At 73.1% G+C, this 10659-nt stretch carries 8 protein-coding genes; 2 read left to right on the top strand and 6 right to left on the bottom strand.

Translation table 11 applies throughout. The features are described 5' to 3' along the window. Positions 1 to 150: 150 nt before the first annotated feature. The 6 genes from rho to argS all read right to left on the bottom strand — a co-directional run bounded on the left by rho (position 151) and on the right by argS (position 8855). Positions 151 to 2193 carry a transcription termination factor Rho gene (gene rho, locus IEZ00_RS08540; protein WP_189222648.1) on the bottom strand — a complete coding sequence of 681 codons (2043 nt, stop codon included), beginning with the start codon at positions 2191 to 2193 and terminating at the stop codon, positions 151 to 153. A gap of 334 nt (positions 2194 to 2527) precedes the next feature. Continuing rightward, a complete protein-coding gene (gene thrB, locus IEZ00_RS08535) occupies positions 2528 to 3400 on the bottom strand; it encodes a homoserine kinase (protein ID WP_229795319.1) in 873 nt (290 codons plus the stop codon). Beyond that, positions 3397 to 4473, bottom strand: coding sequence for a threonine synthase (gene thrC, locus IEZ00_RS08530; RefSeq protein ID WP_189222646.1), 1077 nt, complete (start codon positions 4471 to 4473; stop codon positions 3397 to 3399). The genes thrB and thrC overlap by 4 nt, the downstream gene beginning before the upstream one ends. Continuing rightward, on the bottom strand, positions 4470 to 5786 hold the full coding sequence (locus IEZ00_RS08525) for a homoserine dehydrogenase (protein WP_189222645.1): 1317 nt from the start codon (positions 5784 to 5786) through the stop codon (positions 4470 to 4472). The genes thrC and IEZ00_RS08525 overlap by 4 nt, the downstream gene beginning before the upstream one ends. A gap of 1 nt (position 5787) precedes the next feature. Continuing rightward, positions 5788 to 7212, bottom strand: coding sequence for a diaminopimelate decarboxylase (gene lysA, locus IEZ00_RS08520; protein WP_189222644.1), 1425 nt, complete (start codon positions 7210 to 7212; stop codon positions 5788 to 5790). Then, the gene (gene argS, locus IEZ00_RS08515) at positions 7212 to 8855 is read right to left on the bottom strand and encodes an arginine--tRNA ligase (protein ID WP_189222643.1); all 1644 of its coding nucleotides are present in this window, start codon (positions 8853 to 8855) and stop codon (positions 7212 to 7214) included. Before argS ends, lysA begins: the two co-directional genes overlap by 1 nt. Before the next feature lie 174 nt (positions 8856 to 9029). Between argS and IEZ00_RS08510 the strand changes: the two genes are divergently transcribed. Next, positions 9030 to 9836 (top strand): thioredoxin-like domain-containing protein, encoded by an 807-nt coding sequence (locus tag IEZ00_RS08510; RefSeq protein WP_189222642.1) that lies wholly within the window; start codon positions 9030 to 9032, stop codon positions 9834 to 9836. A gap of 2 nt (positions 9837 to 9838) precedes the next feature. Continuing rightward, the gene (locus tag IEZ00_RS08505; protein WP_229795317.1) at positions 9839 to 10501 is read left to right on the top strand and encodes a DUF305 domain-containing protein; all 663 of its coding nucleotides are present in this window, start codon (positions 9839 to 9841) and stop codon (positions 10499 to 10501) included. The last annotated feature ends 158 nt before the right edge of the window (positions 10502 to 10659 follow it).

The following is a 10659-nucleotide window of genomic DNA, read 5'->3' as shown; positions in this document are numbered from 1 at the left end:
GCTGGTCGCGCGGTACTTCGTGGAGCGCAGGCGCACCGCCGCGCTGGTCGCGGCGGGGCGGCTGCCCCTCGGCGGCTGTCGCTGAAGAGCCCCTGGGAGCACGACGGCCCGCCAGGCGGGGAGCCTGGCGGGCCGTGCGCGGGGCGCCGATCAGTCGTTGTCGGAGCCCGGCGTCGTCTTCGCCACCTGCATCAGGAACTCGATGTTGGTGCGGGACTTGCGCAGCCGGTCCAGCAGCAGGTCGATGGCCTGCTGGCTGTCCAGCGCGTGCAGCACGCGGCGCAGCTTGTGCATGACCGCCAGCTCGTCCGGCGACAGCAGCAGGTCTTCCTTGCGGGTGCCGGACGAGTCCACGTCCACCGCGGGGAAGGTGCGCTTGTCGGCGATCTTGCGGTCGAGCTTGAGCTCGGCGTTGCCGGTGCCCTTGAACTCCTCGAAGATCACGCTGTCACCCGCGGACCCGGTCTCCACCAGCGCGGTGGCGATCACGGTCAGCGAGCCGCCGTTCTCGATGTTGCGCGCCGCGCCGAGGAACCGCTTCGGCGGGTAGAGCGCGGTCGAGTCGACACCACCGGACAGGATGCGCCCGGACGCCGGGGCGGCCAGGTTGTAGGCGCGGCCCAGCCGGGTGATCGAGTCCAGCAGCACGACCACGTCGTGACCCATCTCGACCAGGCGCTTGGCCCGCTCGATGGCCAGCTCCGAGATCGTGGTGTGGTCCGACGGCGGGCGGTCGAAGGTGGAGGCGATGACCTCGCCCTTCACCGACCGCTGCATGTCGGTGACCTCTTCGGGGCGCTCGTCCACGAGCACGACCATCAGGTGGCACTCGGGGTTGTTCTTGGTGATCGCGTTGGCGATCGACTGGAGCACCGAGGTCTTGCCCGCCTTCGGCGGCGACACGATCAGGGCGCGCTGGCCCTTGCCGATCGGCATCACCAGGTCGATGACGCGCGTGGTGAGGATGTGCGGCTCGGTCTCCAGCCGCAGGCGCTCGTTGGGGTACAGCGGCGTCAGCTTGGTGAAGTCCTGCCGGTTGCGGGACTCCTCCGGGTCGAGGCCGTTGATCTTGTCCACGCGCACCAGCGGGTTGAACTTCTGCCGCTGCTGCTCGCCGTCGCGGGGCTGGCGGACCGCGCCGATGATGGCGTCACCGCGGCGCAGGCCGTACTTGCGCACCAGCGACAGCGACACGTAGACGTCGTTCGGCCCCGCCAGGTAGCCCGAGGTGCGGACGAACGCGTAGTTCTCCAGCACGTCGAGGATGCCCGCGACGGGCAGCAGGACGTCGTCCTCGCGGACCTCCGTGTCCGTCCCGCCGCCGGTGCCCTCGCCCCGGCCGCCGCGGCGACGCCGGTCGCGGAACCTGCGGCCGCGACGGCCGCCGTCCTCGTCGTCGCCGTCGTCCGGGCCGTTCGCGCGGTCGCGGTTCTGGCCCCGGTCGCCCCGGTCGCCCCGGTCCTGCCGGTCGCCCCGGTTGCCCCGGTCCTGCCGGTCGCCGCGCTCGGCACGGCCGCCGCGCTCACCGCGCTCGGACCGCTCCTGGCGCTCACCGCGCTGGTCGCCGCGCTGCTCGGACCGCTCCTGGCGCTCGCCGCGCTGGTCGGACCGCTGCTCGGCGCGCTCCGGCTGCTGCGGGCGCTCGGCCTGCGGGGCCTCGCCGCCCGTGGGCGCCTCCGGGCTGCCCGCGGGCCGGTTGGCGGAGCGGCGGCGGCGGTTGCCGCGACGGCCGCCCTCCTCCTCGGCGGGGCGCTCGGTGACGTCGAGCTGCTGCTGGGTCGGCTTGTCGACCGGCTTGTCAGCGGCGGGCTTCTCGACGACGGCCTTGTCCGCGACGGGCTTGTCGGCGGGCTTCTCGGCGGCGGGGGCCTCGGCGGGCTTCTCGGCGGTGGTCGCCTTGGCCTTCTCGGCCTTGGGCGGCGTCGCGGCGTTGCCCCGACCGGAGGTGCCGCCCTGCCGCTCCTTGATGGCCGCGATGAGGTCACCCTTGCGGAGCCCCGCGGTACCGGTGATGCCGAGCTGACCTGCGAGTTCGCGGAGTTCGGCCAGCACCATGCCGGAGAGGCCCGCGCGCTTGCGCGTGGGGGCGCTGCCGTTGGTAGGGGTGGTCAGAGCGGTCTCCTCGGCTCCGGAACTGGCAGCGGCGTTGGGAGCAGCAGGAGCTTCGCTGCTCAGCACATCAGTGTTGCTCACACATGTCCTTCCTGACCGGACCGCGCCTCCTACGCGGTCCAGCGGACCTGCCGTCCGACGAATCGCGGAACGGCAGTCCCATCCGGTGCAGGCGGATCTCGTGCGCACGAATGCGGAGCCCACCGACAGAGGACGGATTCTCGGTCACACGGCGATCGGGTGCCTTCCAGCGCCAACCCCGTCCGTACGGCACAGGGCTGAGCCACTGGAGGAATGCGTTCCGGAGCGACTGTCCGGGCACCACACCGGCGCCCGTGCGCGCGGTGACTGATGGCCCCGAGGGTAGACGCCGCTCCGTTCAGGTGCAACAACCGGTGCCCGGCGCGTCGCGCCCTCAGCCGAGTGGCGCAACCCGCGCGCCGTCGAGGTCCACCGGCACCGGTCGCACCGCGAACCCCGAGGTGTCCACCTCTTCGGGCAGCACCCCGCCGGGGGGCAGCGCCAGCGCGGTCGGCCCCGCACCCGACACCGCGGCGGGCACCCCCGCCGCCCGCAGCGCCGCCACCAGGCGCGTCGTCGCAGGCCAGGCCGGTTCCCGGTACGGCTCGTGCAGCCGGTCGTCCAGGGCGTCGAGCAGCAGCGACGGGTCGCGGGTCAGCGCGTGCACGGCCAGCGCGGACCGGCCCGCGGCGAACGCCGCGTCCTCGTGCGGCACCCGCGCGGGCAGCAGCCCGCGCGTGGTCCTGGTGGACGACTCCTGCTCGGGCACCAGCACCACCGGCGACACGTCGGGGTGCGGGTCGACCCGGACGGACCGGAACCGCCGCTCCTTCGACCAGGCGATGGCCACGCCGCCGAACATGCAGGCGGCGGCGTTGTCGGCGTGACCCTCGAACTCGGCGGCCAGTTGCAACGCACTCGTGTCCGGTTCGCGACCGCCCAGCGCGAACGCCGCCGCCACGCCCGCCACCACGGCCGCCGACGACGAGCCCAGGCCGCGCGCGTGCGGGATGGTGTTGCGGCAGCGCAGCACCAGGCCGGGGACCTTCACGTCGAGCAGCTCGCAGCCCGCCCGGAAGGCCCGCACGACCAGGTGGTCCTCGCCGGTGGGGACGTCGGTGTAGTCCCCGGAAACCTCGACGACCAGCCCTTCCTCGACGACCTCGAACTCGACCACGTCGTGCAGGCCCAGCGCCATGCCCAGCGCGTCGAAGCCGGAGCCGAGGTTGGCGGTGGAGGCGGGGACGGTGACGCGGACACCCGTCACGCCAGCTCCAGCGCGTGGGCCACGGCACCGGGGTCGACCGGGACCGGCTCGACCTCGCCCATCCCCAGCAGCGCGGTGTCCGGGTCCTTCAGGCCGTGCCCGGTGACCGTGCACACCACCGTGGAGCCCTTGGGCAGCCTGCCGTCGGCGGCGGTGGCCAGCAGGCCCGCCACGCTGGTGGCCGACGCCGGCTCGACGAAGATGCCGTCGTGCCTGGCCAGCAGCCGGTAGGCGGCCAGGATCCGCTCGTCGGTGACCGCCTCGAACAGGCCGCCGGAGGAGTCCTTGGCGTCCACCGCGCCCGCCCACGACGCCGGGCTGCCGACCCGGATGGCGGTGGCGATGGTCTCCGGGTTGGCCACCGGCTCGCCCAGCACCAGCGGCGCCGCGCCCGCCGCCTGGAAGCCGAACATCCGCGGCGTGGAGTTGGTCACACCGTCGGCGGCGTAGTCGGAGTAGCCGCGCCAGTAGGCGGTGATGTTGCCCGCGTTGCCCACCGGCAGGCAGTGCACGTCCGGGGCGCGGCCCAGCACGTCGCAGATCTCCCAGGCGGCGGTCTTCTGGCCGACCAGCCGCACCGGGTTGACCGAGTTGACCAGGGTCACCGGGTACTCCGCGGCGGTCTTGCTGGCCAGCTCGAGGCAGTCGTCGAAGTTGCCGTCGATCTGCAGGATGCGCGCGCCGTGGGCGACCGCCTGGGCCAGCTTGCCCAGCGCGATCTTGCCGCGCGGCACCAGCACCGCGGCGGTCAGCCCGGCCTTGGCCGCGTAGGCGGCGGCGCTGGCCGAGGTGTTGCCGGTGGAGGCGCAGATCACCGCCGAGATGCCGCTGGCCAGCGCGTGCGTCATGGCCACGGTCATGCCGCGGTCCTTGAACGAGCCGGTCGGGTTCGCGCCCTCGACCTTGATGTGCACGTCGCAGCCGGTCAGCTCGGACAGGTGCGCCGAGTGGACCAGCGGGGTGCCGCCCTCGTGCAGGGTGACCACCCGCGCGCCCTCGGGCAGCGCGATCCGGTCCGCGTAGGCGTGGATGATGCCGGGCCACCCCGGTCGCACGCCCGCCTGGATCGTCATGACTCCTCGCCTTCCACGCGCATCACGCTGACCACTTCCCGGACCACGGGCAGCCCGGCGATCTTGTCCACGGTGGAGCGCAGCGCCGCGTCGGTCGCGGCGTGCGTGACGACCACCAGGCTCGCGTCCGCGACGCGCACCTCCTGCCGGACCGCGGCGATGCTCACGCCGTGGTCCGCGAACACCGCCGCCACCTGCGCCAGCACGCCCGGTTTGTCGGCCACGTCCAGGCTGATGTGGTAGCGGGTCGGGGTCTGCCCCATCGGCCGCACCGGCAGCGCCGCGTAGGCCGACTCGCGCGGCCCGCGACCGGCCACGACCCGGTTGCGGGCCACCGCCACCAGGTCGCCCAGCACCGCGCTGGCGGTGGGCGCGCCGCCCGCGCCCTTGCCGTAGAACATCATCTCGCCCGCCGCGTCGGCCTCGACGAACACCGCGTTGAACGCGCCGCCGACCCCGGCCAGCGGGTGCGAGCGCGGGATCATCGCCGGGTGCACCCGCGCCGAGACCGACTCCTCGCCACTGGCCGAGGTCACCCGCTCGCAGATGGCCAGCAGCTTGACCGTGCGGCCCAGGCCCTTGGCGGCGGCCACGTCGGCGGCGGTGACCGCGGCGATGCCCTCGCGGTGCACGTCGGCGGCGGTGACCCTGGTGTGGAAGGCCAGCGAGGCCAGGATCGCGGCCTTGGAGGCGGCGTCGAAGCCATCCACGTCCGCGGTCGGGTCCGCCTCGGCGTAGCCGAGCCTGCTGGCCTCCTCCAGCGCCTCGCCGTAGCCCGCGCCGGTGGCGTCCATGCCGGAGAGGATGTAGTTGGTGGTGCCGTTGACGATGCCCATCACGCGGGTGATCCGGTCCCCGGCCAGCGACTCGCGCAGCGGCCGCAGCAGCGGGATCGCCCCCGCCACGGCCGCTTCGAAGTACAGGTCCGCACCGGAGGCGTCGGCGGCCTCGAACAGCGCGCCGGAGTGCTCGGCCAGCAGCGCCTTGTTCGCCGTCACCACCGACTTGCCCGCGCGCAGCGCGTCCAGCAGCAGCGTCCTGGCGGGCTCGATGCCGCCGATGACCTCCACCACCACGTCCACGTCCGAGGCGACCAGGCCCGCCGCGTCGGTGGTCAGCAGCTCGGCGGGCACCTCGCGGTGCTTGTTCGGCTTGCGCACGGCGATGCCCGCCAGCTCCACCGGGGCGCCCACGCGCGCGGTGAGGTCGGCGGCCTGGTCGGTGAGCAGCCGGACCACCTCGGCGCCGACCGTGCCGCAGCCCAGCAGGGCGACCCGGATCGGTTTGCCGTCGGGCAGTTTCTGGCCAGGCACGTCATACCTCCAGGCGGAACAGGTCTTCCTCGGTCTCCCGGCGCAGCAGCAACCGGGCCTCGCCGTCGAGCACCGCGGCCAGCGCCGGCCGGGAGAGCCGGTTGTAGTTGCTGGCCATCGAGTAGCAGTACGCGCCGGTCGCGGCCACCGCCAGCAGGTCGCCGGGGGCCAGGTCGGCGGGCAGCCAGCAGTCCCGCACGACCACGTCGCCGGACTCGCAGTGCTTGCCGACCACCCGGCACAGCACCGCCTCGGCGTCCGGCTCGGCGGGCCGCGAGACCAGCCTGCAGTCGTAGACCGCGTCGTACAGGGCGGTGCGGATGTTGTCGCTCATGCCGCCGTCGACGCTGACGTAGCGCCGCACGGCGCCCGCGTCGAGCTGGACGTCCTTGATGGTGCCCACGGTGTAGACGGTCACCATGCCCGGTCCGACGATGGCGCGCCCCGGCTCCACCGCGACCTTGGGCACCGGCAGCCCGGCGTGCTCGCACTCCTTGGACACGATGTTGTGCAGCTGCCTGGCCAGCTCGGCGGGCGGCGGCGGGTCGTCGTCGCGGGTGTAGGCGATGCCCAGGCCGCCGCCCAGGTCCAGCGTGGTGACCTGCTCCAGCAGCTCGTCGCCGTGCTCGTCGCGCAGCTGCGCCAGCAGCCCGACCACCCGGCGGGCGGCGATCTCGAAGCCGCTGGCGTCGAAGATCTGCGAGCCGATGTGGCTGTGCAGGCCGACCAGCCGCAGGCCCTCGGCCTTGAGCGCCCGGCGGGCCGCCTCGGCGGCGTCGCCCGAGGTCAGCGAGAAGCCGAACTTCTGGTCCTCGTGGGCGGTGGCGATGAACTCGTGGGTGTGCGCCTCGACGCCCACGGTGACCCGGATCATCACCGGCTGCACCCGGCCGCGCTCGCGGGCGATCTGGTCCAGCCTGGCGATCTCGAAGAACGAGTCGACGACCACCACGCCGATACCCGCCTCGACCGCGGCCACCAGCTCGCCGTGGGACTTGTTGTTGCCGTGGAAGGCGATCCGCTCCGGCGGGAAGTCCGCGCGCAGCGCGATGGCCAGCTCGCCGCCGCTGCACACGTCGATGCTCAGGCCCTCCTCGGCGACCCAGCGGGCCACCGACACGGACAGGAACGCCTTGGACGCGTAGTGCACCAGCGACGGGTCGCCGAAGGCGCGGGCGTGCTCGGCGCAGCGGGACCGGAAGTCCGCCTCGTCCAGCACGAACAGCGGCGTGCCGTGCTCCTCGACCAGCGCGCGGACGTCCACGCCCGCCACCCGCAGCGCGCCGTCGTCGCCGCGCGCGGCGTTGCGCGGCCACACGCGGGGGTGCAGCTCGTCGAGCTCCTCGGGGGTCTGCGGGCGGACCCCGGCGGTGCTGCCGGGGATCAGGACGTCGGCGTGCCGGGGGCCGGCGGGGTGGGCGCGCATCACATCCGCTCCGGGGCCGAGACGCCCAGCAGGGCCAGGCCGTTGGCCAGCACCTGGCGGGTCGCCGCGCACAGCTGCAGCCGGGCGCGGTGCAGGTCGGTGGTCTCCTCGTCGCCGCGTGGCAGCACCCGGCACGCCTCGTAGAAGCGGTGGTAGGTGCCCGCCAGCTCCTCCAGGTAGCGCGCGACCCGGTGCGGTTCGCGCAGCTCACCGGCGGTGGCCACGACGCGGGGGAACTCGCCGATGGTGCGGATCAGGTCGCCCTCGCGGTCGTGGTCGAGCAGCTCCAGCGCGTCGCCGGGCTCGACGCCCAGGTCGGCGGCGTTGCGCAGCAGCGAGGCCAGCCGCGAGTGCGCGTACTGCACGTAGAACACCGGGTTGTCGTTGCTGCGCTTGCGCAGCAGGTCCAGGTCGATGTCCAGGGACGAGTCCACCGACGACCGGGTCATGGCGTACCGGGCGGCGTCCACGCCGACCGCCTCGACCAGGTCCTGCATGGTGATGACGTTGCCCGCGCGCTTGCTCATCCGCACCGGCTGGCCGTCGCTGACCAGGTTCACCATCTGCCCGATCAGCACCTCGACCGCGGCGGGGTCGTCGCCCAGCGCCGCGGCGGCGGCCTTGAGCCTGCCGATGTAGCCGTGGTGGTCCGCGCCCAGCATGTAGATGCACAGGTCGAAGCCGCGCGAGCGCTTGTCCACCAGGTAGGCGATGTCGCCCGCGATGTAGGCCGGGTCGCCGTCGCTCTTGATGACCACCCGGTCCTTGTCGTCGCCGAACTCGGTGGAGCGCAGCCACCACGCGCCCTTGTCGAAGTACAGCGCGCCGGAGTCCTTGAGCTTGTCCACGGCGGCGGCGACCGCGCCGGACTCGTGCAGCGAGTTCTCGTGGAAGTACACGTCGAAGTCGGTGCCGAACTCGTGCAGGTCCTTCTTGATCTCGTCGAACATCAGCCCGACGCCGATCCGGCGGAAGATCTCGTGGCTGTCCGGCGAGCTCAGCGCGCTGGGCTCGCGGCGCAGCACCTCCGCGGCGATCTCGCCGATGTAGGCGCCCGCGTAGCCGTCCTCGGGGGCGGGCTCGCCCTTGGCCGCGGCGATCAGCGACCGGACGAACCGGTCGATCTGCGCGCCCGCGTCGTTGAAGTAGTACTCGCGGGTCACGTCGCCGCCGTTGGCCGCCAGGATGCGGCCCAGCGCGTCGCCGACCGCCGCCCAGCGGGTGCCGCCCAGGTGGATGGGGCCGGTCGGGTTGGCGGAGACGAACTCCAGGTTGATCTTCATCTTGGCGAACTGGTCGCCGTGGCCGTAGGCCCGGCCCTGCCGCAGCACCTCGCGCACGATCGCGCCCTGGGCGTCGGCGGCCAGCCGCAGGTTGAGGAAGCCCGGCCCGGCCACCTCGGCCGAGGCGACGGCCCCGGTGCCGGTCAGCGCCTCGGCCAGCCACCCGGCCAGCTCGCGCGGCACCACGCCCAGCTTCTTGGCGGTCTGCAGGGCCAGGTTGGTCGCGTAGTCGCCGTGCTCGGGGTTGCGCGGTCGCTCGATGGTGACCGCCGCGGGCAGGGCGGCGGGGTCGAGGCCGCGGGTGGACAGCACGTCCACGGCCGTCGCACGGACCAGTTCAGCGAGCGCAGCGGGAGTCACCCGCCCAAGTCTAGGGAAGCGTTCCCGCTGGTCTCGACCGGGTTTACCGATCCCGGAGGCTGGGACGGCAACTGTTAACCAGCACACCGGGTGAACGGCAGTTGACGGCGACCAGACACCCAGTCCCTAGACTGGCTCCGGCACCGGCGTACGACTTCGATACCTGAGGCGGACATGACCAGCGGCAAGAAGACCAAGGCCGCGCGCTCCAGCGTGCAGGCCGCGCGTTCCTCGGTGGTGGCCAGCAAGCCGAAGCCGTGGGGCACCATCATCGCGGTGATCGCCGTCCTGGCGCTGGCAGGCACCGTGTTCACCTACGCCTACTCGCGCATCGCGGAGAAGAACGCCGCGGAGGCCGCGCTGGCCAAGTGGGTGCCCTCCGAGGAGAACAAGGACCCGTCCGAGCAGATCGCGGGCGTGGTGAAGAAGGAGTACCCGGCGGGCAAGCACGTCACCCCGGACCAGCGGGTGGCCTACGACCAGTCGCCGCCCTTCGGGGGTCCGCACGACCAGTCCTGGGCGGTGTGCACCGGCGTGGTCTACGACAAGGCCGTGCGCAACGAGAACATGGTCCACGCGCTGGAGCACGGCGCGGTCTGGATCGCCTACAACCCCGACCAGGTCAGCGGCGACGCGCTGGACAAGCTCAAGGCCAAGGCCGACGGCCAGCCGTTCACCATGCTCTCGCCCTACCCCGGCCTGGACAAGCCGATCTCGCTGCAGGCGTGGGGCCGCCAGCTGAAGCTGGACAGCGCCGACGACGAGCGGATCGACCAGTTCATCCGGTCGCTGCGGACCAACAAGTACACCTACCCCGAGCTCGGCGCGACCTGCGACTCGTCCACCTTCGACGTGGACAACCCGCCGCCGTTCGTGGCCGAGGCGCCGGGCGAGGGCGCGGTCCCGATGGAGGGCGGCACCGAGGACACCTCGGAGACCGGCAACACCGGGACGGCCCCGTCCACCCAGCCCAGCAGCTGATCGTGGAATCCCGTGGCACCACCACGGCGACGCGGGCGGTCGTCGTCAGCGTCGCCGTGGTGGCCGTGCTCCTGCTGGGCGCGGCGGTGGGCCTGCTGATCCAGCTGCCCGGCGCGGAGACCTCGTCCACCCCCGCCCGCGACTCGGTCGACGTGGGGTTCTCCCAGGACATGGCCGAGCACCACCTGCAGGGCGTGACCATGGCCCGCGCCGTCGCCGGCCGCACCGCCGACGACGCGATCCGGCAGCTGGCCTTCGACATCGAGGCCACCCAGCAGGAGCAGGTCGGGCGGATGAAGGGCTGGCTGTCGCTGTGGGGCTACGCCGAGCAGTCGCCCGACGGCACGCACATGGCGTGGATGGCGGGCTCGGGTGAGTCGCACCACGGCGGCACGACGGGTGCCACGGGGCTGATGCCCGGCATGGCCACGTCCGAGGAGCTGGCCAAGCTGCGCTCGCTGGCGGGCCAGGAGTTCGACGTGTACTTCCTCCAGCTGATGCTGCGGCACCACGAAGGCGGCGCGCCGATGGCCGAGCACGCGGCCAAGCACGCGGGCCAGCACGTGGTGCGCACGCTGGCGGAGAACATCCTCAAGTCGCAGACCGCCGAGGGCGACTACATGAAGCAGCTGCTCGGCCAGCGCGGCGCCGCACCCCTCCCCTGACCACCCGCGCCGAGCCGGGTAGTGGACAACGGCCCGTTCGGGGGCGTCGGGTGGTACTTGCAGGCGCACTGGTTAGTTACACGGGGCAGGTGTATGCGGGCGCGGCACCTGCCCCGTGCCACGGTCGGAAGGGGACCACGTCCCCCGTACTCCCCGTC

Origin of the sequence: Saccharothrix coeruleofusca, assembly GCF_014648515.1 — a bacterium.
Lineage (GTDB): Bacteria > Actinomycetota > Actinomycetes > Mycobacteriales > Pseudonocardiaceae > Actinosynnema > Actinosynnema coeruleofuscum.
This window is presented reverse-complemented; position numbering and strand designations above follow the sequence as displayed.